Annotated in this window: 21 protein-coding genes, 1 other RNA gene and 1 pseudogene; 16 read left to right on the top strand and 7 right to left on the bottom strand. The window is 66.1% G+C overall.

Translation table 11 applies throughout. The features are described from left to right. Positions 1-89 precede the first annotated feature (89 nt). The gene (locus tag ACNQR1_RS27355) at positions 90-1,007 is read left to right on the top strand and encodes an NADP-dependent oxidoreductase (RefSeq protein WP_418048745.1); all 918 of its coding nucleotides are present in this window, start codon (positions 90-92) and stop codon (positions 1,005-1,007) included. A 6-nt stretch (positions 1,008-1,013) separates the two neighbouring features. Here the strand turns inward: ACNQR1_RS27355 and hisN are convergent, their stop codons facing one another. Next, complete coding sequence (gene hisN, locus ACNQR1_RS27350; RefSeq protein WP_418048744.1) at positions 1,014-1,793, bottom strand: histidinol-phosphatase; 780 nt, start codon at positions 1,791-1,793, stop codon at positions 1,014-1,016. Positions 1,794-1,816: 23 nt separating this feature from the next. Here hisN and ACNQR1_RS27345 point away from each other — a divergent pair, with 23 nt between their 5' ends. Beyond that, positions 1,817-2,164, top strand: a complete 348-nt coding sequence (locus ACNQR1_RS27345) for a hypothetical protein (RefSeq protein ID WP_418048743.1) — start codon at positions 1,817-1,819, stop codon at positions 2,162-2,164. Here the strand turns inward: ACNQR1_RS27345 and ACNQR1_RS27340 are convergent, their stop codons facing one another. Further along, positions 2,165-3,535 carry an FAD-dependent oxidoreductase gene (locus tag ACNQR1_RS27340; protein ID WP_418048742.1) on the bottom strand — a complete coding sequence of 457 codons (1,371 nt, stop codon included), beginning with the start codon at positions 3,533-3,535 and terminating at the stop codon, positions 2,165-2,167. 150 nt (positions 3,536-3,685) lie between these two features. Here ACNQR1_RS27340 and prfB point away from each other — a divergent pair, with 150 nt between their 5' ends. From prfB to ssrA, 7 genes are all read left to right on the top strand, one after another. Beyond that, positions 3,686-4,795, top strand: a complete 1,110-nt coding sequence (gene prfB / locus ACNQR1_RS27335) for a peptide chain release factor 2 (RefSeq protein ID WP_418048741.1) — start codon at positions 3,686-3,688, stop codon at positions 4,793-4,795. Continuing rightward, a complete protein-coding gene (locus ACNQR1_RS27330) occupies positions 4,782-5,756 on the top strand; it encodes a mechanosensitive ion channel family protein (protein ID WP_418048740.1) in 975 nt (324 codons plus the stop codon). The genes prfB and ACNQR1_RS27330 overlap by 14 nt, the downstream gene beginning before the upstream one ends. Then, positions 5,753-6,277, top strand: a complete 525-nt coding sequence (locus ACNQR1_RS27325) for a hypothetical protein (RefSeq protein ID WP_418048739.1) — start codon at positions 5,753-5,755, stop codon at positions 6,275-6,277. The genes ACNQR1_RS27330 and ACNQR1_RS27325 overlap by 4 nt, the downstream gene beginning before the upstream one ends. A gap of 45 nt (positions 6,278-6,322) precedes the next feature. Continuing rightward, on the top strand, positions 6,323-7,012 hold the full coding sequence (gene ftsE, locus ACNQR1_RS27320; RefSeq protein ID WP_064896558.1) for a cell division ATP-binding protein FtsE: 690 nt from the start codon (positions 6,323-6,325) through the stop codon (positions 7,010-7,012). Continuing rightward, complete coding sequence (gene ftsX / locus ACNQR1_RS27315) at positions 7,013-7,909, top strand: permease-like cell division protein FtsX (RefSeq protein ID WP_418048738.1); 897 nt, start codon at positions 7,013-7,015, stop codon at positions 7,907-7,909. Positions 7,910-7,919: 10 nt separating this feature from the next. Next, positions 7,920-8,411: an SsrA-binding protein SmpB gene (gene smpB / locus ACNQR1_RS27310; protein WP_044517004.1), complete on the top strand. Its 492-nt coding sequence runs from the start codon at positions 7,920-7,922 to the stop codon at positions 8,409-8,411. 174 nt (positions 8,412-8,585) lie between these two features. After that, positions 8,586-8,954, top strand: a transfer-messenger RNA (tmRNA) gene (gene ssrA / locus ACNQR1_RS27305). 52 nt (positions 8,955-9,006) lie between these two features. On the opposite strand, the gene ACNQR1_RS27300 is transcribed toward ssrA, so the two are convergent. Continuing rightward, positions 9,007-9,354, bottom strand: coding sequence for a hypothetical protein (locus tag ACNQR1_RS27300; RefSeq protein ID WP_418048737.1), 348 nt, complete (start codon positions 9,352-9,354; stop codon positions 9,007-9,009). Positions 9,355-9,569: 215 nt separating this feature from the next. Between ACNQR1_RS27300 and ACNQR1_RS27295 the strand changes: the two genes are divergently transcribed. Beyond that, complete coding sequence (locus ACNQR1_RS27295; protein WP_418048736.1) at positions 9,570-10,550, top strand: cutinase family protein; 981 nt, start codon at positions 9,570-9,572, stop codon at positions 10,548-10,550. Between the two features lie 6 nt (positions 10,551-10,556). On the opposite strand, the gene ACNQR1_RS27290 is transcribed toward ACNQR1_RS27295, so the two are convergent. Continuing rightward, entirely contained in the window at positions 10,557-11,792 is a 1,236-nt protein-coding gene (locus tag ACNQR1_RS27290) for a sensor histidine kinase (RefSeq protein ID WP_418048735.1), read from the bottom strand. Between the two features lie 101 nt (positions 11,793-11,893). Here ACNQR1_RS27290 and ACNQR1_RS27285 point away from each other — a divergent pair, with 101 nt between their 5' ends. The 4 genes and pseudogenes from ACNQR1_RS27285 (at position 11,894) to ACNQR1_RS27270 (ending at position 17,929) form a co-directional block, all read left to right on the top strand. Beyond that, the gene (locus ACNQR1_RS27285; protein WP_418048734.1) at positions 11,894-12,664 is read left to right on the top strand and encodes a TIGR02206 family membrane protein; all 771 of its coding nucleotides are present in this window, start codon (positions 11,894-11,896) and stop codon (positions 12,662-12,664) included. Positions 12,665-12,788: 124 nt separating this feature from the next. Continuing rightward, a pseudogene (locus tag ACNQR1_RS27280) lies at positions 12,789-15,660 on the top strand (RND family transporter). 114 nt (positions 15,661-15,774) lie between these two features. Beyond that, the gene (locus ACNQR1_RS27275) at positions 15,775-16,047 is read left to right on the top strand and encodes a hypothetical protein (RefSeq protein ID WP_418048733.1); all 273 of its coding nucleotides are present in this window, start codon (positions 15,775-15,777) and stop codon (positions 16,045-16,047) included. 472 nt (positions 16,048-16,519) lie between these two features. Next, a complete protein-coding gene (locus ACNQR1_RS27270; protein ID WP_418048732.1) occupies positions 16,520-17,929 on the top strand; it encodes a DUF4185 domain-containing protein in 1,410 nt (469 codons plus the stop codon). On the opposite strand, the gene ACNQR1_RS27265 is transcribed toward ACNQR1_RS27270, so the two are convergent. Continuing rightward, positions 17,901-18,563 carry a TetR/AcrR family transcriptional regulator gene (locus tag ACNQR1_RS27265; RefSeq protein ID WP_418048731.1) on the bottom strand — a complete coding sequence of 221 codons (663 nt, stop codon included), beginning with the start codon at positions 18,561-18,563 and terminating at the stop codon, positions 17,901-17,903. The two genes, ACNQR1_RS27270 and ACNQR1_RS27265, sit on opposite strands and share 29 nt — an antisense overlap. Next, positions 18,560-19,891: an aromatic ring-hydroxylating oxygenase subunit alpha gene (locus tag ACNQR1_RS27260; protein ID WP_418048730.1), complete on the bottom strand. Its 1,332-nt coding sequence runs from the start codon at positions 19,889-19,891 to the stop codon at positions 18,560-18,562. The genes ACNQR1_RS27265 and ACNQR1_RS27260 overlap by 4 nt, the downstream gene beginning before the upstream one ends. 97 nt (positions 19,892-19,988) lie before the next feature. Here ACNQR1_RS27260 and ACNQR1_RS27255 point away from each other — a divergent pair, with 97 nt between their 5' ends. Both ACNQR1_RS27255 and ACNQR1_RS27250 read left to right on the top strand, forming a co-directional pair. Then, complete coding sequence (locus tag ACNQR1_RS27255; protein ID WP_418048729.1) at positions 19,989-21,749, top strand: N-acyl-D-amino-acid deacylase family protein; 1,761 nt, start codon at positions 19,989-19,991, stop codon at positions 21,747-21,749. Positions 21,750-21,767: 18 nt separating this feature from the next. Then, the gene (locus ACNQR1_RS27250) at positions 21,768-22,781 is read left to right on the top strand and encodes an alpha/beta fold hydrolase (protein ID WP_418048728.1); all 1,014 of its coding nucleotides are present in this window, start codon (positions 21,768-21,770) and stop codon (positions 22,779-22,781) included. Here ACNQR1_RS27250 and ACNQR1_RS27245 read toward each other — a convergent pair. After that, complete coding sequence (locus tag ACNQR1_RS27245; protein WP_418048727.1) at positions 22,726-23,343, bottom strand: TetR/AcrR family transcriptional regulator; 618 nt, start codon at positions 23,341-23,343, stop codon at positions 22,726-22,728. The genes ACNQR1_RS27250 and ACNQR1_RS27245 overlap by 56 nt on opposite strands. Positions 23,344-23,369 lie beyond the last annotated feature (26 nt).

Here is a 23,369-nt window from a genome sequence, read left to right as displayed (position 1 = left end):
CCGAGTGCGTACTTCCCATTGGAGAGCTACCCCTCCATCGTGGAGTAGGAGAGCAGTTCACCACAAGGTTCAAAAAGGAGTGAGTTTTCATGTCTGTTGCCACGTTTCGCGCCGCGGTTGTCCGTTCTCCAGGCGGACCCGATTCCATCGAGATCGTCGACGTTCCGCCGACCGAACCGGGTAGCGGCCAGGTCCGGGTGAAGGTCGCCGGGGCGACGGTCAACCCCGTCGACCTCGGGGTGGCCGCCGGTGTGTTCCACGATCTCGGGCTGGTGCACCAGCCGAATTGGACCGGTCTCGGCTGGGAATTCGCCGGCACCGTCGAGTCTGCCGGTCCCGGTGTAGATCTGGCGGTGGGCACGAGGGTTGCCGGGATGGTGGCCGGGTTCGACCGGGACTACGGCACCTACGCCGAGCGCCTGGTGGTATCCGCCGCCGACGTTGCTGTCGTACCCGACGGGCTGGGCTTGACCGCCGCAGCGACGCTGCCGCTCAACGGGTTGACCGCCGCACAGATTCTCGATCTGCTCGGCGACGCGCCCGCCGATGGTGCCCGGCTCCTGGTTACCGGTGCGGCCGGCGCGGTCGGGGGTTACCTCGTCGTGCTCGCTCAGGAGCGCGGCTGGAAGGTGACCGGTCTGGCCCGCGAACACGACGAGGAGTTCGTCCGCGGACTCGGGGCGCAGTTCAGCGCCGACGCCGGGCCGGGATGGGACGCGGTCGCCGACGCCGGGGCGATGCAGCAGGCGGCGCTTGCGCTGGTCCGCGACGGTGGGCAGTTCGTCGGGGTGCAGCCGAGTTCGGAGCTGCCGGCCGAACGCGGAATCACCGTCGCCGCCGTGGTGGCCCACCCTGACGGCCCCAGGCTCGCCGGCCTTCTGGAGCGCGCGGCGGCAGGCCGGTTACCGGTGCGGGTGCATTCCGTGCTGGGGTTGGATCAGGCGGCCGATGCCCACCGGACGCTCGCCAAAGGCGGCGTACGGGGCCGGATCGTCATCCAGCCGTGAGCTCAGTTAGCCGGTGAGCTTGTCCAGCACGGCGGTATGGAGCGGCCCGTTGGTGGCCAGCGCACTGCCGCCGTGTGGCCCCGGGGCGCCGTCGATGCTGGTGAACGTGCCGCCGGCCTCACGGATGAGGATGTCCAGCGGGGCGATGTCCCACAGTTTCACCTCGGGCTCGCAGGCGATGTCGACCGCGCCCTCGGCGACCATGCAGTACGACCAGAAGTCGCCGTAGGCGCGGACCCGCCACACCGCGTCGGTGAGTTCGACGAACCGGTCGCGGCGGTCCTCCCATCCCGTCGTCAGGTCCGAGTACGACAGGCTTGCCGACGCGAGGTCCGTGACGCCCGACACCGACAGCTTGCGGGTGACCCCGGCAAACGAGCCGAACGCGCCCTGACCCAGCCCGGCCCACCACCGCCGGGCGAGGGCCGGTGCGCTCACCACTCCGACGGTCGGGACGCCGTCGTCGAGCAGCGCGACCAGCGTGCACCACACCGGGACACCGCGGACAAAGTTCTTGGTTCCGTCGATCGGGTCGATCACCCACTGCCGGCCCGTCAATGTCGTTGTGCCACCGAACTCTTCGCCGAACACCGTGTCGTCCGGGCGGGCCGCGGCCAGGGATGCGCGCAGTGCTTCCTCGGCGCCACGGTCGGCGTCGGTGACCGGGGTCAGATCGGGTTTGGTCTCGATGTGTAGATCGAGGGCGCCGAAGCGATCCATGGTCAGTGCGTCGGCCTGGTCGGCCAGTTCGAGGGCCAATGCCATGTCATCCGCGACGGAACTCATGGCTGCAGTCCTACCATGGCCTCGTGTGGGAATTCGGCATACTCCTGTTGCTCGTGGGTGCTCTGGTGCTGCTGCTGGCGCCACGGATCATGCGGCGCCGGGGAATTCGCGGTGAACTGGCGCACGGCACCCTGCTCGTCACCGGGGTGAGCCCGCGTCCGGACGCGACGGGGGAGCAGTACGTCACCATCACCGGCGTCATCACCGGACCGACGGTCAACGAGCACGTCGTGTACCAGCGAATGGCCGTCGACGTGAACAACTGGCCGGCCATGGGAACGCTGTTCCCGGTCGTCTACTCGCCGAGCAACCCGGACAAGTGGGCCTTCGCGCCCGCGGAGACCCCGCCGGACGGACCGCCGCCTGCCTGATCAGGCGTGCGCGATCCGGAGCAGCTCGGCCACGCTCGCCAGCTTCACCCGCGGCCGGCCCAGCGGTTCGCCTGCGCCGCGCTCATGCGCGTCGATCAGCTGCCAGTGCTCACCTGTGACGAGGGCCGGCTGGTGCTCCAGCAGCCATTCGGCCAGTTCGAGGTCGTACTCGGCGCCGCGCTCGTCGACACCGCCGGCCCGAAGGTCTGCGAGCAGGGTGTCGACGGTGTCCTGTGAGTCCTTCTTGTTGCTGCCGATCACGCCGGACGGTCCCCGCTTGATCCAGCCGACGACGTACTCGTTGCGGCTGCCGTCGATCCGGCCGTCGGTGTGCGGAATCGTGCCGGACCGTTCGTCGAACGGCAGCCCCGGTGTGGGCACGCCGCGGTAACCCACCGCCCGCACCACCAGCTGGACGGGCAACTCTTCGCGGTCACCGGTGTCCTTGGCCACCATCCGCCCGTTCGCGTCGCGGACAAGTTCGTTGCGGCCCAGCACAATCGACTCGACATGGTCTTCGCCGCGCAACTCGATGGGGGAGGTGCAGAAGCGGAACACGATGCGCCGCTTTGCTTCTCGTGGCTGCTCGTCGACGTACTTGCGCAGTACCTTGATGTTCTGCCTGACGGTCTTGCCTGCCGCCTCGAGATCTTCGTCGGTGATGCCGTCGAAGTCGGCCGGGTCCAGGATGACGTCGACGTCGCCCAACCCCTCAAGGTCGCCGAGCTCGCGCAGTTCCAGCGTGGTGAACGTCGCCTGCAACGGTCCGCGGCGCCCTATCACGACGACCTCTTCGACCCCGCGGGTGTCCAGTGAGGCCAGAGCATGGTCGGCGATGTCGGTGTTGGCCAGCGCCTCCGGGTCGCTGACCAGGATGCGGGCCACGTCCAGGGCGACGTTGCCGTTGCCGACCACCACCGCGCGGCCGCCCGCGAGATTGGGTGCCATGTCGTCGAAATGGGGATGGGCGTTGTACCAGCCGACGAAATCCACCGCGGCCACGCTGCCGGGGAGATCTTCTCCGGGGATGTGCAGCGCCCGGTCGGATTGCGCGCCGATGGCATAGACCACCGAGTCATAGCGCTGCGCCAGTTCGGCCGACGTGATGTGCTCGCCGACCTTGATGTTGCCGAAGAACCGGAACCGCGGATCGGCCGCGGTCTTGTCGAACTGCGCGCTGATCGACTTGATCTTCGGATGGTCGGGCGCCACACCCGAACGCACCAGGCCCCATGGGGTCGGCAGCATCTCGAGCATGTCGACTCGCACGTCGCGTTCGGAGTCGGGCAAATCGGCGAACTTGAGCAGCGATGCGGCAGCAAAGAATCCCGAGGGGCCGGAGCCGACGATCGCTACGTGATATGGGCGCATACCCTGCCTTCTTACGAGCCGGAAAAGCCGTCACAACCCGACTCATGGCGTGCTGTGACGGGTACCACCCGATGCTAAACACAGATCGTCTGTGCTGCCGCGAGTCGGAGAGAACTGCCGCCGAAATGCCGCCGGGTACCCTGAACATTCGTGGATCCAGACCGCCAAGCCGCCGTAGCCGCACTCGACACCACCTTGACGACCGTGGAGCGGGTGCTCGACATCGATGGCCTGCGCCAGCGGATCGACATGCTCGAGCAGCAGGCCTCCGATCCGAACCTGTGGGACGACCAGTCGCGGGCGCAGAAAGTCACCAGTGAGCTCTCGCACGCGCAGAGTGAACTGCGCCGCGTGCAGGAGTTGCGCCAGCGTGTCGACGACCTGCCGGTGCTGTTCGAACTGGCGGCCGAAGAAGGCGGTGAAGAAGAAGTCGCCGAGGCCGACGCCGAACTCGTCAAGCTTCGCGAGGAGATCGAGACCCTCGAGGTCCGCACCCTGCTCTCGGGTGAGTACGACGAGCGTGAGGCCGTCGTCACGATCCGCTCGGGCGCCGGAGGCGTCGACGCCGCGGACTGGGCCGAGATGCTGATGCGGATGTACATCCGCTGGGCCGAGAAGCACGACTACCCGGTCGAGGTGTTCGACACGTCCTACGCCGAAGAGGCCGGGATCAAGAGCGCGACATTCGCCGTGCACGCCCCGTTCGCCTACGGCACCCTCTCGGTCGAGCAGGGGACCCACCGGCTGGTCCGGATCAGTCCGTTCGACAACCAGAGCCGGCGCCAGACGTCGTTCGCCGACGTCGAGGTGCTCCCCGTCGTGGAAACCACGGACCACATCGACATCCCCGAAGGGGACCTGCGGGTCGACGTGTACCGCTCCAGCGGCCCCGGCGGGCAGTCGGTCAACACCACCGACTCCGCGGTCCGGCTCACCCACATTCCGACCGGTATCGTGGTGACCTGCCAGAACGAGAAGTCGCAGCTGCAGAACAAGGTCGCGGCGATGCGCGTTCTGCAGGCCCGGCTCCTGGAACGCAAGCGCTTGGAAGAGCGCGCCGAGATGGATGCGCTCAAGGGTGACGGCGGCAGCTCGTGGGGTAACCAGATGCGGTCCTACGTGCTGCACCCCTATCAGATGGTCAAGGACCTGCGTACCGAGTACGAGGTCGGAAACCCCGCAACGGTATTGGACGGAGACATCGACGGATTCCTGGAGGCGGGGATCAGATGGCGCAACAGAAAAGATGAAGACGACTAATACCCTGATGGCCCTGTCCCTCGCCGACCGCTGGCACGACTTCTGGCACGGCGACATCGGCGTCTGGATCCTGACCACCGGTCTGCGGATCGCGCTGCTGCTCATCGGCGGCCTGCTCGCCGCGCGATTCATCAACTGGGCCGCGCAGCGGGTCGTGCGCCGGATCGACGCCGAGTATCAGGAAAGCGATGCGCTGGTGCGCTCGGAGAGCGCCAAACACCGGCAAGCGGTCGCCTCGGTGATCTCCTGGGGGTCGGTGGCCGTCCTGTTCATCATCGTGCTGGTCGAGGTCACCGACGCGCTCGCGGTACCAATCGCCTCCCTGGTCGCCCCCGCTGCGGTGCTCGGCGCCGCGCTGGGTTTCGGCGCGCAGCGCATCGTGCAGGACCTGCTCGCCGGCTTCTTCATCATCACCGAGAAGCAGTACGGCTTCGGCGACCTGGTGCGGCTGACGATCGCCGCGGCCAACGAGGCCGAGGGCACCGTCGAGGACGTCACGCTGCGGGTCACCAAGCTGCGCTCGTCGGAGGGCGAGATGTACACCGTGCCCAACGGGCAGATCGTCAAGGCGCTCAACCTGTCCAAGGACTGGGCCCGCGCCGTCGTCGACATCCCGGTCCCGGTCAGCGCCGACCTCAACGTGGTCAACGACGTGCTCAACGACGTCGCCGAGAAGGCGGCCGAGGACGGCGAGCTGTCCAAGCTGTTGCTGGACAAGCCGCAGCTGATGGGAGTCGAGAGCATCGGGCTCGACACCGTGAACCTGCGGATGGTCGCGCGCACCCTGCCGGGCAAACAGTTCGACGTGGGCAGGCGGTTGCGGGTGCGGGTGGTGCGCGCGCTGCGCCGCGCAGGCGTGGTGACCTCGTCTGACGCGTCGATCGCTGCGGCAGGCGACGTCATCCATCCCACCGCGGTCGCAGAGACGGTCGCGGCGCCGGCGCAGGAGCAGAAGAAGTGAAGTTGGACTTCGCCCGGGTGACCGACGCCGCCACCAGGTTGTGGCGTAGCCGAGTGGGCCGGCTTCGCACGTCGACGGTCGTGTTGATCATCGTGTTCATCGCGTTGTCGTGGGTGCAGCAGGAGTACCGGCCTGCCCAGCCCGCGCCCGAGCAGCCGGGGTCGCAGGTGGTGCCGCCCGGATTCGTGCCCGATCCCGACTACACCTGGGTGCCGCGCACCAAGGTGGAGGCGCCCCGCACCACGACACCGACCGAAACGCCGGTGACGACCGAGACCGCCCCGACGACCACGACGCCGACCGAGATTCCGGAGACCACCGAGACGACCGCGCCGGGTGCACCGACGAGTCCGACGACCACGCCGCCGCCGGGGGCTCCGAGGACGACGGTGATCGATCCCGACGGTCCGGGACTGGTCCCGCCGATAACGTTGCCGGTGTTCCCGGGACCGACCCCGAGCCCCGCGGTCGAGCAGCCGCAACCCGGCCAGGAGTCGGTGGCACCGACATTGCCGCGATAGCCTGACCTGCCCGATGCTCTCGCCCCGCTACACTGGCGTGCCGTGATGATCACCCTCGACCACGTGACGAAGCACTACAAGTCTTCGGCGCGCCCAGCGCTCGACGACGTCTCGTTGAAAATCGACAAGGGTGAGTTCGTCTTCCTGATCGGCCCGTCGGGTTCGGGCAAGTCGACGTTCATGCGGCTGCTGCTGGCGGCCGAGACGCCCACCTCGGGTGACATCCGAGTGTCCAAGTTTCACGTCAACAAGCTCGCCGGCCGGCACGTCCCGAGCCTGCGTCAGGTCATCGGCTGCGTGTTCCAGGACTTCCGGCTGCTGCAGCAGAAGACCGTGTTCGAGAACGTTGCGTTCGCCCTCGAGGTGATCGGCAAGCGCGGTGAGGTGATCAACCGGGTGGTCCCGGACGTGCTGGAGATGGTCGGGCTGTCCGGTAAGGCCAACCGCCTGCCGAGCGAGCTGTCCGGCGGCGAGCAGCAGCGCGTCGCCATCGCGCGGGCCTTCGTCAACCGCCCGCTGGTGCTGATCGCCGACGAGCCCACCGGAAACCTGGATCCCGAGACCAGCAAGGACATCATGGATCTGCTGGAACGGATCAACCGCACCGGAACCACGGTGCTGATGGCCACCCACGACCATCACATCGTCGACTCCATGCGCCAGCGGGTCGTCGAACTCGAACTCGGCCGGCTGATCCGTGATGAGCAGCGCGGCGTCTACGGAATGGATCGCTAAGTGCGCTTCGGCTTTCTTGTCAATGAAGTTCTGACCGGGCTTCGTCGCAACGTCACGATGACGGTGGCGATGATCCTGACCACCGCCATCTCGATCGGGTTGTTCGGTGGCGGTCTGCTGGTGGTGCGGCTTGCCGACCAGTCCCGGGACATCTACCTGGACCGGGTCGAGAGCCAGGTGTTCCTGACCGACGACATCTCGGCCAACGACCCCAACTGCGACGAAGAAGCGTGCAAGACGCTCTACCGGATGATCGACGACCGCGACGACGTGCGCTCGCTGAGCTTCCTCAACCGCGACCAGGCCTACGACGACGCGATCAAGAAGTTCCCGCAGTACAAGGATGTCGCGGGCAAGGACGCGTTCCCGGCGTCGTTCATCGTCAAGCTCAACGACCCCGAGCAGCACGAGGCGTTCGACAAGGCGATGCAGGGTCAGCCCGGTGTGCTCAACGTGCTGAACCAGAAGGACCTGATCGACCGGCTGTTCGCCGTGCTCGACGGGCTCAGTAGCGTCGCGTTCGCGGTGGCGCTGGTGCAGGCGATCGGTGCGGTGCTGCTGATCGCCAACATGGTCCAGGTGGCCGCGTACACGCGGCGCACCGAGATCGGCATCATGCGCCTGGTCGGTGCGACCCGCTGGTACACCCAGTTGCCGTTCCTCGTGGAAGCGATGATCGCGGCCCTGATCGGTGTGGTGATCGCGATCGTCGGGCTCATCGTGGTGCGCGCGGTGTTCCTGGAGAAGGCGCTCGACCAGTTTTATCAGTCGAATTTGATTGCCAGGGTCGACTACGCTGACGTGCTCTACTTCAGCGCACCGTGGATGCTGTTCCTCGGCCTGGCGATGTCCGGCATCACCGCGTATGTGACGCTGCGGCTCTACATACGAAGGTAGTCGTGAACTAGTGGCGACCAAGAAGTCCAGCCCCGCCGGCAACAAGCAGATTGTGGCCAGCAATCGCAAGGCGCGGCACAACTACATGATTCTCGATACCTATGAAGCGGGTATCGCGCTGATGGGTACCGAGGTCAAGAGCCTGCGCGAAGGCCAGGCCTCACTGGCCGACGCGTTCGCGACCGTCGACGACGGTGAGATCTGGCTGCGCAACGTGCACATCGCCGAGTACCACCACGGCACCTGGACCAACCACGCGCCGCGGCGCAACCGCAAGCTGCTGTTGCACCGCAAGGAGATCGACAACCTGATCGGCAAGATCCGCGACGGCAACCTCACGTTGGTGCCGTTGTCGATGTACTTCTCCGACGGCAAGGTCAAGGTCGAACTCGCGCTGGCCCGCGGTAAGCAGGCCCACGACAAGCGTCAGGACCTGGCCAAGCGTGACGCCGACCGGGAGATCACCCGCGAGTTGGGCCGCCGCGCCAAGGGCATGTCCTAGTTCCTTGCACCGCGAGCGTGCGTGTCTGCTGCCCGACACTCCGTGTCGAGCCAGCATTCCACGCACCCTCGGCGCCCCCGAGCGACACGAAAATGCCTTGGAATAATGGCTTGGCGTTGGCCGTTGGGTCTGGCGTACCATTGACTGTCCTACCGAGATTCGGCAGGGATGCGAGGGGCTGATCGGTTTCGACTTCGCGCATCGAATCAAGGGAAGCGTGCCGGTGCAGGCAAGAGACCACCGTAAGCGTCGTTGCAACCAATTAAGCGCCGATTCCAATCAGCGCGACTACGCACTCGCTGCCTAAGCGACTGCGTGTCTGTCAGACCGGGAGCGCCCTCGGCCCGGACCCTGGCATCAGCTAGAGGGACCCACCCACGGGTTCGGTCGCGGGACCCGTGGGGACATCAAACAGCGACTGGGATCGTCATCTCGGCTTGTTCGCGTGACTGAGAGATCCGAGTAGAGGCAAAGCGAACTGCGCACGGAGAAGCCTCGAGGACATGCCGTAGGACCCGGGTTCAATTCCCGGCAGCTCCACGACAGAATGCCCAGGTCAGAGTAAATCTCAGACCTGGGCCTTTTCTGTTGCCGCTCAGATCACGCAGTGTGACGGGTCTGCCCCAGGCAGCGGGAAGAATCCGATGCATTCCGGTGGACTGGGCGGCGGTGGGGTAGGCGGAATGTCCAGGGGCATCGGATGGAAGACCCCGGTACCCAAGTCGATCCAGCCGTACTGCCCGTTTTGTCCGCTGTACTCGTAACACGACGACCAGTCGAAGTCAGGCCACGGCGCCTCAGCCGGCCGGGGATCGCCCGGGCACCACGTGGGCCGGGCCTGCGCGGTACCCGCCGACAGCAAAGCTGCCAGGCCCAGACCGGACATCGCCACAGCCGTCGTCAATCCGGCGACTCGTCGTTTCAGGTAGTCGGTGCTGTTCATGTCGTTTCCTTTGCTCAGTGACATCTTCGGTCAGGCGATGGCGCGTGTATCGCGTAGGCGACTACCCCATGTTTGAAGTCTCACCGAGAAAGATGCAGGTCAGGGATCTGATCTCTGGTCTGTTTTCCATGCCGGCACCAGGTCGTCACGGTGCAGCCCCGCAGTCCGACCGGCCAAGAATGTTCATTCCTGCTGGATACGGGTTAGGTTGAGGCATGTTCTCTTGCCGCATACGCAGCCCCAAAACGGGCAGTGCGCGGCCAGGTGGTCGCTGGGTCGGGCTTGGCGCTGCTGCACTTCTCACCTCTGGTATCCCAATCGTCGGTCTGACCGCACCGCCGATAGCGGCTGCCGCCGACTGCGCCGACGCGGAGGTGGTCTTCGCGCGCGGCACCGATGAGCCGGCCGGTATGGGCCGCGTCGGCGATGCCCTCGTCGATGCGCTGCGCAAGCAGGCCCCCGGCCTGACCATCAACACCTACGGGGTCAACTACAAGGCCAGCAAGCTGCAGCTGCACGGTGGTGACGGCGCCAAAGACGCGATTTCCCACATCAAGTCCACGCTGTCGTCCTGCCCCGACACCAAGATCGTGCTGGGCGGCTACTCGCAGGGCGCGAGCGTGATCAACATCGTGGCCGGAAACCCGCTGGGCAACATCAAGTGGGGCGATTCGCTCCCGCCTGAATACGCGGACAACGTCGCGGCGATCACCACCTTCGGTGACGTGGGCACCCGCACGAAGCAATCGATAGCAGCCCAGAGCGCACTGTACGGGTCCAAGGCGATCGACCTGTGCAACCCCATGGATCCGATCTGCCACGAGGGACAGGGCAACGAGTGGAGTGGACACACCGAGGGCTACGTCCCGGTGTACACCACCCAGGCGGCGGCGTTCGCGGCATCCAAGCTGCTGGCGGGCTCGGGTCAGACGGTGCCCGGGTACGGGCCGGCGCTGCCGGACTACGGGTATGGGCCGGGGTACGGGCAGGACCCGTCGCTGTCCGGTCCGATGTCACCCGGCTACAGCCTGTACCCGGGCTACGGATCGGCGCCGGGGATTGACCCCAACACGTCGGTGCACGGTCCGCAACCGGGGTACAGCCCGGAGACGCCCGGGTACGGGCAGCAGCCGCCCGGGTCTGGTCCGTCGACACCCGCGCCTGCCGCACCGCCCGCCGGAACCGGTTGGGTCTGAGCGGTTTCAGCCGGCTTTCTGTGACGGCAGGGAGACCGCGATCTCGGTGCCGCGGGCATCGTGGACGTCCAGGACGCCACCGAGCGCCAACACCTTGGCGCGAATCGACGCGAAGCCGATGTGACCGGTTTCGACGCTCAGGGCGAGGCGCTCGGGTTGGATGCCGACGCCGTCGTCCGCGACGCACAGCGTGGACCGCCCGGCGGACCGGTGCAGCGTGAACCTCAGGTTGTCGGCCTTGGCGTGCTTGATCGCATTGGTCGAGAACTCTCGCGCGGCGCTGTAGAGCAGGTGGTCGGCGTCGGTTCGCAGATCGTCGGGCCAGTCGTCGAAGTCGACGTGGACGGCAAGGTTGGTGCGCGCCGCGATGCCGTCGGCCAACGAGGTGATGGCCGCCCTGAGCCCGGCTCGTGCCAGTACCTCGGGGTGCAGCTCACGAACCACGTCGCGAAGCAGCCGGGAGCACTCGCCGAGTGCCACGTCGACGCGGTCCATCGATTCGGCGGACCCTTCGCGCACCTCTTCCATCTCCCGGCGTGATGCCAGCACATATTGCAGTGCCCCGTCGTGCAGTCTTTCGGACAGGGTTTGTCTTTCGCGCTTTTCGAGGGTGACGATCTCTTCGAGCAGCTGACTGCGTTCCTGGGCCAACCGGGCGATCGTTCGCTCCTTCGACTGCTGGATCCACGACAGCGTGACCGAACCCGCGGCCAACCCGGACAACACTGCGGTTGTGGTCAGAATCGAACCCCACGGCTCGTCGCCGTTGGCGGCCTGGTCCACCCACAGCACGACGACGTATGCGGCGACCGTGGGGACGGCGATCACCGCGCTCACGAACGGGTCGAGCTGAGCCGCCGCGATCAATGGGATCAGAAACAGCCCGTAGTGGAGAACGTCGGAGGTCCAGGTGTTCGGCGAGCTGAGGCCTGTTTCCACCGAAAGTATCGACACCACAGCGACATCCGCGCACAACATGAGCAGTGCAACTGAACGCCGGGCCTCGATCCCGACATGGTTGGACTGCCGCAGCGCCCAGAGACCCCAGCAGGCGATCGCCGCCATATAGCCGATCCAGAGCAGCACGTAGGGCCAGCGGTAGGTTTCGGGCGGTTGCAGGAACAACGCGAAGAAGATGAACGCCACCAAGAGAATCCGCAGCGCGAACTGCAGCAGCAGCCCGCGAAAGGCTGCGCCCTGGGAGTACTGTCCCAAAGCCGTTGCCGCCGCGCGCCTGACCATTCTCGACTCCCGCCAACCGCAAGGTCCGGCAGGAGTATAGGGCGATTCGATCGTGTCCTGAGGCAGGTTAATGAAGTTTCCCCACTTGCCTGCGATCATGGATGACGGTCCCTGCGTATGACGAAACGGGGGAGTTGATCGAATTGTTCTCGGCGCAGCGCGAGTTTTCGGCGTACGGCCCGTCGCACCTGGTCGTGCTGGCGGTGTTCGTAACGGGCGCCGTGCTTCTGGTGATGATCGGCCGCAGGCAGACCGAGGCCCGGGCCCGGGTCTTGAGCCGCATCCTGGCGCTCCTCCTCGTCGCGGCATTCATGGTGGCGCTGGCCTACAAACTGGTCGATCCCACCATCGACACCTCGGTGCCGCTGCAGTTGTGTGATCTCGCGGAGCTCGCGGCCGCATACGCCTTGTGGTCGCAACGGCATTGGGCCTTCGTCCTCACCTATTACTGGGGCCTGGTGCTGAGCTCGCAGGCGTTGCTCACGCCCGATATCGGCACGCCGAAGGAGGGCGCTCCCGACTTTCCCCACCACCTGTTCGTCACGTTCTTCACGCTGCACGTGCTCGTCGTGTTGGCGGCCATCTATCTCACGTGGGGGAGAGGTATGCGACCGCGGTGGCGCGACTACCGCTTCGCCGTCGTCGTGACCCTGGGATGGGCGGCGTTCACTTTCGCCTTCAACGCGATCACCGGAACCAACTACGGATACCTCAACAGGAAGCCGCCGACCGCATCGCTGCTGGACGTGCTGGGTCCCTGGCCGGTGTACCTGCTGGCCGAGGTCGCGATCGTCCTGGTCGTGTGGGCGCTGATGACGTGGCCGTGGGAGCGGGCGCGGCAACGTGCGACGGCGGCTGCGCCCCAGCTGTGAAATTGCTGTCAGTCGACGTGCAAAGTGATTGTTGACACCGACACTTTGACAGGCTAGGTATATTACGCGCGTTCGCGAATGTGTATCGCCTGCGACCTGTCCCGCCCACCCTGGAGCACACGCGATGAGTAGTCACAGCAGCGGCACGCAGAACGGGTCGGGCCTCGCCCGGGTCATCCGCGTGCTGGCGGTGCCCATCGTGCTCGGCTGGGTGGCCCTGACCATCCTGACGAATACTCTCGTCCCGCCGCTGGAGAAGGTCGGCGAGGAGAACACCGTCGGACTGAGCGCCAGAGACGCACCGGCGATGATCGCCATGCGCAAGATCGGCAGCGACTTCCAGGAGTTCGATTCCGACAGCAATGCCATGGTGGTGCTGGAGGGCGATCAGCCCCTGGGCGACGACGCCCACCACTACTACGACGGCATCGTCGACAAGCTCGAAGCCGACACCGCCCACGTGCAGCACGTGGCCGATTTCCTGGGGCGACCCGCTGACGGCCTCGGGTGCGCAGAGCAACGACGGCAAGTCCGCCTACGTCCAGGTGTATCTGCGTGGCAACCAGGGCGAGACGCTGGCCAACGATTCGGTGGCCGCGGTCCGCGAGATCGTCAACCAGTCCTCACCACCCGCCGGGCTCAAGGTGTACGTGACGGGCGGCGCTCCGCTGGTGTCCGATCAGCACCATGCCGGCGACAAGAGCGTCGCCCGGGTCACCGCCATCACGCTGGTGGTGATCGCGGTGATGCTGCTGATCGTCTACCGCTCCGTCGCCACCATGATCCTGGTGCTGCTCATGGTGTTCATGGAGCTCGGCGCCGCCCGCGGCATCGTGGCGTTCCTGGCCCACACCGGGGTGATCGGGCTGTCGACGTTCGCGGTCAACCTCCTGACGTTGATGGTCATCGCGGCCGGAACCGACTACGCGATCTTTGCGATCGGTCGATATCAAGAGGCGCGCGGCGCCGGTGAAGACCGGGAAACCGCGTATTACACGATGTTCCGCGGTACCTCTCACGTTGTCCTCGGGTCCGGTATGACCATCGCCGGAGCGATGCTGTGTCTGAGCTTCACCCGGCTGCCGTACTTCCAGACCATGGGTGTGCCGTGCGCCGTGGGCACATTCGTCGCGGTCGTCGCCGCGCTGACGATGGGCCCGGCGGTGATCGTGATCGGCAGCCGGTTCGGGCGTTTCGAGCCCAAGCGCAGCATCCGGTCGCGAGGCTGGCGTCGCGTCGGCATCGCAGTGGTGCGGTGGCCCGGCCCGATCCTGGCCGCGACGTTGGGCCTGGCGCTCGTCGGCCTGCTCACGCTGCCGGGTTACAAGACCAATTACGACGCGCGCAAGTACCTGCCATCGGATCTGCCTGCCAACGTCGGATATGCCGCTGCCGAAAGGCATTTCAGCGCCGCCCGGATGAACCCCGAACTGCTGATGGTCGAGGCCGACCACGACCTGCGAAACCCCGCCGACTTCCTGGTCATCGACAGGATCGCCAAGGGGATCGTCCGGGTCCCCGGCATCTCCCGCGTGCAGGCGATCACCCGCCCCAACGGCCGCCCGATCGAACACACGTCGATCCCGTTCCTGCTGAGCCGGCAGGGCACGACCAACACGATGAACCGGAAGTACCAGCAGGACCGGATGGACGACATGCTGGTCCAGGCCGACGAGATGCAGAAGACCATCGACACGATGGAGCAGATGTCGCGCCTGACCCAGCAGATGGCCGACATCACGCATTCGATGGTGGCCAAGACCAAGGTGATGACTCTGGACATCGCCGAATTGCGCGACAACATCGGTAATTTCGACGATTGGCTGCGGCCCCTGCGCAATTACCTGTACTGGGAGCCGCACTGTTTCGACATCCCGGTCTGCCAGTCACTCCGGGCGATCTTCGACACCCTCGACGGCATCGACACCCTCACCGATGACGTTCAGGAGTTGGTGCCCGAGCTGGAACGGCTCGATACCTTGATGCCGCAGCTGGTCGCGCTGATGCCCGAGCAGATCGAGTCCATGAAGTCCATGAAGACCATGATGCTGACGCAGCGGGCCACGCAGGCCGGGCAGCAGGATCAGATGGCCGCCATGCAGGAGAATTCGACGGCCATGGGCAAGGCCTTCGACGATGCCCGCAACGACGACACCTTCTACCTTCCGCCGGAAGCCTTCGACAACAAGGACTTCAAGCGGGGCATGAAGAACTTCATCTCGCCCGACGGAAAGTCGGTGCGGTTCATCATCAGCCACGAGGGTGATCCGGCGACGCCGGAGGGCGTCAACCATGTGGACCCGATCAAGTTGGCGGCCAAGGAAGCGCTCAAGGGCACGCCGCTGGAAGGTTCCAAGATCTATCTGGCGGGCACCGCTGCCACCTACAAGGACATGAAGGACGGGTCGTTCTACGACCTGCTGATCGCCGGAATCGCCGCGGTATCACTGATTTTCATCATCATGCTGCTCATCACGCGCAGCGTGGTGGCCGCGGCGGTGATCGTCGGTACGGTGCTGCTGTCCCTCGGTGCGTCGTTCGGGTTGTCGGTGCTCGTGTGGCAGCACCTGCTCGGGCTGGAACTGCACTGGATGGTCTTGGCGATGTCGGTCATCTTGCTGCTGGCGGTCGGTTCCGACTACAACCTGTTGCTGGTTTCACGGTTCAAGGAGGAGCTGTCCGGAGGCCTGAAGACCGGCATCATCCGGGCGATGGCGGGAACCGGTTCGGTGGTGACCTCGGCGGGTCTGGTGTTCGCCTTCACCATGGCGTCGTTCGCGTTCAGCGATCTCAAGGTGATGGCGCAGGTGGGCACCACCATCGCACTCGGCCTGCTGTTCGACACCCTCATCGTGCGGTCGTTCATGACCCCGGCGATCGCGGCGATGCTGGGCCGGTGGTTCTGGTGGCCGCAGGTCATCCAGTCGGCGGCCTCCAAGCGGCGCCTGGCCGAGCTGCAGCAGGAGCGCACATACAAAGCTTCCGCACAGCCCTGACTTAATAAGCAGACCTAACATAATTGGTGGGAGTCGGAAAGATCGGCTTCCACTGACTCTGGACCGACGGGGCGATCCACAGTCTGGGTTCTGCAAGTCAGAGGGGTTTGGAAGATGTTGAAGTCCATCGCCATCAGCGCCGCAGCGGCCGGCGCACTGGGTCTGGCAGCGCTCGGGATCGGTGCGGGTGTGGCCAATGCCGCTCCCGCGCCGATCGCCGGATCGGGAGTCGGTTGGGCCGAGCACCCGGGCTGGGGTTACGGCCCCGGTCCGTGGGGCCCGCCTCCGCCGCCTCCTGCATACGGGGCCGGCTGGGGCTACGGCGGATATGGCCCGCCGTCCGTCTGTGCCACCGGACCGTTCCGGCTGGTTCAGGTCTGTAGCTGACCGGTAAACGAAACTGCCCATGTGCGAGCCGAAAACCCTCGCACATGGGCAGTTTCGTTTGACTACTTCTTGTTGCCCCCGGGACGCGGAGGTGGCGGCGGCTTCGCCTTGGTGGTCGGCTCGAATTTGCCGCCCTTTTTCGGATCGAATGTTCCTGCCATGGTGATCCCTCTCGTTCGGTTCGATAGTTCCACCAGTTCCCACCGTAACCACGATGGCAAGGCCGGGGGTGGCGAACGGTGATGAGCAGCTGAAAGTCCCAGCGCGGGCGACCGGGCAACGACGCTGCTCGGTTGTGCGCAACACGCCGGGGCTGGTTGCGACACGGTCACGGGACGATACCTATCGGTGCATCACCGGTCACATGGACAACATTGATCACTAACGTCACATCAGCCAACTGTGACGTCATGCCGACGTCCCTGCATTGGGAAGGTGTGACATGTCGCGACGTCCTCGAGGTGCTTCCACGATGGCAGCGGCGGCCGCAATCGGTCTCGTCGTCGCCGTCGGCGTAGCGCCCTCGGCATCGGCTGAGCCCTGTGAAGGCGCCGCCGCGGCCGCGCAACCCCTCCCGAACCAGGCCTTCCAGATCCCCAAGCCTTCCAGGCTCGCCCCGCTCAACCGGCCGATCGGGCACATGCCCGCCGGGGCCAACGACCGGGCTCCGCTGCCCAAACTCGGGCAGTTGCCGTTGGCTCTCCTCAAGGCGCTGATGCCGAACTCCGGGCAGGTCAGGCAGAAGGCAGCGGTGGTCCCGGCGCCCAATCCCGGCGGTGCACAACCTGTCCCGAATGCAGCGCAGCCGGCTCCCGTGCCTGCGGCGCCGCAGCCCGCCCCGGCTCCTGCGGCGCAACCGGCGCCAGGGGCGCCTCCCGGCACGTCCATCGTCGGATGGGTGACCGGCCCCGACAGCCCCAACCAGACGATCAAGCGCTTCGCCATCACCGGCACCGACCTCGGAATCATGTGGGACAACGGCGATCCGGTGAACCGCCAGGTACTGATGGCCTTCGGCGACACCAACGGATACTGCGGCATTCCCGGCAAGCAGTGGCGCTACAACGCGCTGTTCCGCAGCCAGGATGGTTCGCTGTCGCGGACCGTCGCCGTGCCCGACGGCGTGGTTGCCAACAAATACTCGGGTTCTCCGGTGTGGCGCCAAGGTATTTCCAAGCAGATCATCAACAGCATCGGCCGGGCGCCGGAGGAGACGGGCATCATCCCGACCGCGGGCATCGCCGTAGGACGCAACCAATATCTGAACTTCATGTCGATCCGGAACTGGGACAGCCCGGGCGCCTGGTCGACGAACTTCTCGGCGATCGCGATGTCACCGGACAACGGCGAGAACTGGGGCGTCTACCCGGGGACCATCCGGCCGCCCGGCGGAGGTAACGAGAACTTCCAGATGGGCGCCTTCCTCAAGCCTGGCCCCGGCGATCCGTACATCTACACGTTCGGCACCCCGAACGGGCGGGGTGGGTCGGCCTATATCGCGCGGGTGTCGCCGGCCTTCATCCCGGATCTCACGAAGTACGAGTACTTCAACGCCGACAACAATGCCTGGGTGCCGGGCAATCCGGCGGCGGCGACGCCGGTGATCCCGGGTCCGGTGAGTGAGATGTCGGCCCAGTACAACACGTATCTCAAGCAGTACCTGGTGCTGTACGGCAACGGGATGAACGATGTGGTGATGCGGACCGCGCCTGCGCCGCAGGGTCCGTGGGGGCCCGAGCAGTTGATCGCGCCCTCGTCACAGATCCCCGGTGGCATCTACGCGCCGTATCTGCACCCGTGGTCGACGGGCAAGGAGCTGTACTACAACCTCTCGCTGTGGTCGGCCTACAACGTCATGTTGATGAAGACCGTGCTGCCCTGACCCGTCCGTTGGCCGGTTTCGCCGGGGCCAGCGGCGCCAGCATCGCCTCGAGTCCGTATTCGAACACCTTGTCGTAGTCGGTGGGGGACTGCAGGGCGGCGACGAGCGCCTGATCGGGCCAGTCGGCGGTCCACAGGGACGGGTCCTCCTCCTGGTGGCGGGGGCCTCGCACGGCCGAGAACAGCATCACCGCAGAGGCGGTCACGTGCACCTGCACGGCCCGTAGCACCAGCGCGGCGCGGGTGCCGGTGACGCCCGCCTCGGCCAGCTCGGCGGCGAGCTTCTGCTGGACCGGCAGGAACAACGTCGGGGTGCGATCCCGTTCGTGGGCGAGCGCGAGCAGATGCTGACGGCGGATCAGCAGGCTGCGCTGGTTGCGGGCAAGCGCGGCGATCCGGTTCACCGGGGTATCGCCCTCCATCGGCAGTCCGGCCATTTCGGCGACCAAGCGGTCCACCAGGCTGTCGAAGAGCGCGTCGCGGCCGCCGACGTGCCAGTAGATCGAGGTGACGGCCACGCCGATCCGTTCGGCGAGCCCCCGCATCGAGAATGCCTCCACCCCATCGGATTCGATGAGACTCGCTGCCGCATCGAGGATGACGTCGGCATCGATCGGCTTTGCCCTCGGACTCATCCGCCGGCTTCCGCCTCGCAGATGCGTTCGGCTTCGGGCAGGTCCAGGTAGCGCTCGAGATTGCGGTGCATGTTGATGATTCTCCGCTCCTCGGCAGACAGCACCAGGTGGCTGAACCCTGGCTGGTGCAGTCCGCGCTGCAGGCCGGTCAGCACTGCGATGTCCTGGCTCATCACCACTCCCGGGTGAGCTTCGGCGGCGCCCATCCGGACGTCGGTCGGCCTGACCCGCGGTGCCTGCGCGGGCATGCGGGTCATCAGCGTCATCACGAGCTGGCCGCGGTCGGGATCGGGCCCGGGCAACGACGTCATCACCGTCAGATGGTCGGCGCTGGCCAGCAGGGTCAGGTTGGGGAAGACGTTGTACTGGTGCAGGCACATCACCTGATCGGTGCTGGCCCAGCCGATGTCCACGCCGCGTCCGGCCGCGAATTCCTTGATCTGCGTGGCGATCACGTCGGCCACCGACTGGCCGGGGGACTGCTGCTCGCTGGGGAACGGCGTACCTTCGGCCACTCCCATCAGGGCGCCCTGGGTGTACACGTAGGCGTCCCATACCTCTTCGTCGCTGATCGACCCCGCGACTCTCGGGCTCGGAACCCCGTAGAGGGATTCGGACTTACCGGTGTGGCCCCAGATCTGCTGAGGTGCGTGCACGTCGTCCATGCACCGGTGCAGTTCGGGATGCAGGGTCTGGACGTGATAGGTCTCGCTGTAGCCGTCGGCGATGGTCTTCCAGTTGGCGTCGACGTCGATGGTCATCGTTGCGTAGCAACGGAAGTCGCCGAGCCCGCACCAGGCGATGTCTTGTGGCACCGCTTCCAGGTAGTCGGCCAGGGGCATTGCCTCGGGGTCGAGGTTGACGAAGACCAACCGCTCCCAGGTGTCCACCTGGACCGGTGCCAGCGGAAACTCCGACATGTGCACCGCGCCGAACCCCTTGCGGTTCGGGATGCGTTTGAGCGCGCCGGCCAGATCCCAGGTCCAGCCGTGATAGCCGCATTTCAGTTCGCGCAGCGCGGAACCGGCGCCCGTGCACAGCGCGTTGCCGCGATGGCGGCAGGCGTTCTGGAAGGCCCGCAACTCTCCGTCGTCGCCGCGGATGATCAGCACTGAGTAGGGTTCGCAACGGTATTCGAAGTAGTCGCCGGGCTCGGCAACGTGGTCGACCGTGCACGCGGCCTGCCATACCCGCGGCCACATGCGCTCCACTTCGAGTCGGGCGAACGCCGGTGAGATGTAGCGTTCGGCCGGTACGAGGGTGGGGCGGGCCGGCGGATCGCCGATCGCATCACCCCGCCGGTGCGTGTCAGTTGAGCTGTAGGTCATGGGGCACCTCCCACTGAGAAGGAGAATCTCGGGACGTCGCAATGTAACGGTGTTACATTGCGACCGTAGCGGCCTGCACGCCTCAAGGGAGCAAAACGTGTTCGATCTGAAAATCACCGGCGGCACTGTCGTCGACGGAACCGGCGCGGACCGGTTCATTGCCGACGTCGCGATCAAGAACGGAAAGATCGTCGAGGTCCACCGGCGCAGTGCCGACGACCCGGCCTTGGCCGGCGACGCAGCCGAAACCATCGACGCCACAGGCAAGATCGTCGCCCCCGGTTTCGTCGACATTCACACCCACTACGACGGCCAGGTCTCCTGGGACGCGGTGCTCGAGCCGTCGAGCAACCATGGCGTCACGACCGTGGTGGCAGGCAACTGTGGTGTCGGCTTCGCGCCGGTGCGTCCCGGCCAGGAGGAATGGCTGATCTCCCTGATGGAGGGCGTCGAGGACATCCCGGGCACCGCCCTGACCGAGGGCATCACCTGGGGTTGGGAGACCTTCGGCGAATACCTGGACGTGATCGGGAAGCGCGAACTGGCCGTCGACATGGGCACCCAGATCGCCCACGGTGCCATCCGGGCCTATGCGATGGGGGAACGCGGCGCCCGCAACGAAGCCGCGACGCCCGATGACATCAAGGCCATGGCCAGACTGGTGCAAGAGGCCATCGAGGCTGGAGCGCTTGGTTTTTCATCGTCGCGCACCATCGCTCATACCGCCATGGACGGCGAGCCGGTGCCCGGCACCTTCGCCGCCGAAGACGAGTTGTTCGCCCTGGGCCGGGCCACCGCGGCCGGTGGCGCGGCGGTCTTCGAACTGGCTCCTCAAGGTGCCGCCGGCGAAGACATCGTCGCACCCAAGAAGGAACTCGACTGGATGCGCCGCCTCGGCGAGGAGATCGACTGCGCGCTCAGCTTTGCCCTGATCCAGGTCGACGCCGACCCCAACTTGTGGCGCGAGCAGCTCGACCTGTCGGCAGCGGCGCACCAGGCGGGTAGCCGGTTGTTCCCGCAGGTGGCGGCACGGCCGTTCGGCATGCTGCTGGGCTTCCCCGGGCACCACGCTTTCACTCACCGCCCGACCTACCGGCGTCTGCAGGCCGAATGCACGCGTGAGGAGCTTGCCGAGCGGCTCGCGGACCCCAAGGTGCGCGCGGCGATCCTGGCCGACGAAGACCTGCCGATCGACCCCAACAAGCTGTTCGACGGCATGTTCATGCTGGCCCAGAATGCGGCAAATCGCTTGTACCACATCGGCGAACCGCCCGATTACGAACCGACCGAAGAGCGCACTGTCGCCGCGATCGCCAAGCAGCGCGGCCTGGACCCGCTGGCCGCGATGTACGACCTGATGCTCGAGGCCAATGCGGGCGCCATGCTGATGTACCCCATGTTCAACTACTCCGACGGCAACCACGACGCGATCCGGGAGATGCTCACGCATCCGGCCGGCGTACTGGGCCTGTCCGACGGTGGCGCGCACTGCAGCATGATCTGTGATGCGTCCTACCCGACGTTCCTGCTGACGCACTGGGCACGTGACCGGCACCGCGGCGAGAAGCTGCCGCTGGAGTACGTGATCCGCAAGCAGTCGCACGACACCGCGCAACTCTACGGGATGTCGGACCGTGGCGTGATCGGCGTGGGCAAGAAGGCCGACGTCAACGTCATCGACCTGGACGCCCTGACCTTGCACGCGCCGAAGATGGCCTATGACCTGCCCGCCGGAGGAAAGCGGTTGGTACAGGGCGCAAGTGGCTACGACGCGACGATCGTCAGCGGCACGGTGACCCGCCGTCGCGGTGTCGACACCGGTGCCCGCCCGGGCCGTTTGGTGCGTGGGACCCGCTGATCAGTAGGGTCTTTCGCCATGGCGGATTTCCGTTACGACCCGCGTCAGCGTCCGGCGCAACCTCAGGCGCCGGCCGCTGACGCGTTCACCACTCATACTGCCGTTGTCGCCGACGGAGTTTCGCTGGCGTTCGTCCGCGAGGGCGTCGGCGGCATGCCCCTCCTGCTGGTGCACGGGTACCCCGAGACCAAGCGGATCTGGTGGCGCAACATCGAGGCCCTGGCTGCGGCGGGCTTCGAGGTCATCGTCCCAGACCTGCGCGGCATGGGCGACAGCGCGATCCCGCCCGACGACCAGCACGACATCGTCACGTACTCCCGCGACCTGTACGCGTTGGTGCACGACCAACTGGGCCACGAGTCCTGCCTGATCGCAGCCGGAGATGTGGGTGCCGTCGTCAGCACCGATCTGATCCACCGGTATCCCGGGTTCGTCACGGGTTTCTGTGTTTTCAACACCGTGCCGCCCATGGGTGTCGACTACTCGGGCATCGGCACCAGGCATCCGTCATCGGTGGGCGGCGCAGCGGATCCCACCGGTGATTACCGTTGGATGCAGGGTGCCTTCCCCGACGACCTCGCCGCGATGCTGCCCACGCCCGAAGCGCGCAGGCAGTGGGTGGCCGCGATGTACACAAATCGGTTGTGGGGCTCGGCATATGCGTTCACCCAGTCCGACGTGGAGTTCATGACCGAGCCGTTCGCCGACGAGGCGCGGCTACGTGCGGGCTGGGCGTCCTATCAACTCGCCTACGGCCGCGCCATGTCCGAGATCCCGCTGATGGCCGCGGTCGAGGTGCCCACCTTGGTGCTGTACGGACCCGAGGATCATGTGGTCGGCGAGGATTTCGTTCCCCGCACCGAGCGTGCGTTTCTCGATCGCATCGGGCCGTTGGTGATTCCGGGGGCGGGTCACTTCCTGCAGTGGGAGCGCGCCGACATCTTCAACCGGCTGATCCCCGCGGTGTTCGGCGATGTCATCGCGAATCATCGGTTGGCTGCGCCAGAATCGACCCGCCCAGCCACCGTCTGACGAAGCGCCGCAACTCCTCGGGGCTGCGGGTGGGTTCGTTCGGCGCGACGAAGAACGACAGCATGGTTCGCAGCGTGAATTCCACGAGCTCGCGCAGTGCCGATTCGTCGTATCCGTACTTCTCCCAGTCGACGTCGAAGCGGGTGATCATGCGCATGCCGAAAGCCTGGCCTTCGTCGGAGGCGACATTGACCGAACTGGCGGCGGCCTGGGGCCCGGACAGCATGATTCGGAGGTGCGGAATTCGGGTCACCTCAGCCAAGGTGAACATGACACCTTCTGTCATCGCCTCGGCCGGATCGGTGATGCCGCGCACGCTCTCGGCGAGCCGGTCGAGAAATCCTTCGACCGTGGCGATGGCCGCGGCGTGCATCAGGGACTCGGCGGTGGGGAAGTAGCGGTACACGGTCTGCCGGATCACGCCGAGCGACGCCGCGACGTCGGCGATGCTGATCCCGGTGCCGGTCTCCGCGATCAGCTGCACGGCGGCGGCCACGATGCGTTCGGAGGCTTCCTCGTCGCTGCCGGGCGGTCGCCCGTCCCACCCGCGCCTACGCGCCACGGCCTGGATTCCTGGGCAACAACATC

Origin of the sequence: Mycobacterium sp. 48b, from assembly GCF_048282725.1 — a bacterium.
In the GTDB taxonomy this organism is placed as follows: domain Bacteria; phylum Actinomycetota; class Actinomycetes; order Mycobacteriales; family Mycobacteriaceae; genus Mycobacterium.
Note: the sequence above shows the minus strand (reverse complement) of the source record. Positions and strands in the feature narration are given on the sequence as shown.

Bases quoted from the DNA above. Each gene is read 5' to 3' on its own strand.
- ACNQR1_RS27295 (WP_418048736.1), top strand. From the start codon at position 9,570: ATGTTCTCTTGCCGCATACGCAGCCCCAAAACGGGCAGTGCGCGGCCA.
- ACNQR1_RS27355 (WP_418048745.1), top strand. From the start codon at position 90: ATGTCTGTTGCCACGTTTCGCGCCGCGGTTGTCCGTTCTCCAGGCGGA.
- ACNQR1_RS27270 (WP_418048732.1), top strand. From the start codon at position 16,520: ATGGCAGCGGCGGCCGCAATCGGTCTCGTCGTCGCCGTCGGCGTAGCG.
- ACNQR1_RS27300 (WP_418048737.1), bottom strand. From the start codon at position 9,354: ATGAACAGCACCGACTACCTGAAACGACGAGTCGCCGGATTGACGACG.
- ACNQR1_RS27330 (WP_418048740.1), top strand. From the start codon at position 4,782: ATGAAGACGACTAATACCCTGATGGCCCTGTCCCTCGCCGACCGCTGG.
- ACNQR1_RS27285 (WP_418048734.1), top strand. From the start codon at position 11,894: ATGACGGTCCCTGCGTATGACGAAACGGGGGAGTTGATCGAATTGTTC.
- ACNQR1_RS27290 (WP_418048735.1), bottom strand. From the start codon at position 11,792: ATGGTCAGGCGCGCGGCGGCAACGGCTTTGGGACAGTACTCCCAGGGC.
- ftsE (WP_064896558.1), top strand. From the start codon at position 6,323: ATGATCACCCTCGACCACGTGACGAAGCACTACAAGTCTTCGGCGCGC.
- ACNQR1_RS27275 (WP_418048733.1), top strand. From the start codon at position 15,775: ATGTTGAAGTCCATCGCCATCAGCGCCGCAGCGGCCGGCGCACTGGGT.
- ACNQR1_RS27265 (WP_418048731.1), bottom strand. From the start codon at position 18,563: ATGAGTCCGAGGGCAAAGCCGATCGATGCCGACGTCATCCTCGATGCG.
- ACNQR1_RS27250 (WP_418048728.1), top strand. From the start codon at position 21,768: ATGGCGGATTTCCGTTACGACCCGCGTCAGCGTCCGGCGCAACCTCAG.
- ACNQR1_RS27260 (WP_418048730.1), bottom strand. From the start codon at position 19,891: ATGACCTACAGCTCAACTGACACGCACCGGCGGGGTGATGCGATCGGC.
- ACNQR1_RS27340 (WP_418048742.1), bottom strand. From the start codon at position 3,535: ATGCGCCCATATCACGTAGCGATCGTCGGCTCCGGCCCCTCGGGATTC.
- hisN (WP_418048744.1), bottom strand. From the start codon at position 1,793: ATGAGTTCCGTCGCGGATGACATGGCATTGGCCCTCGAACTGGCCGAC.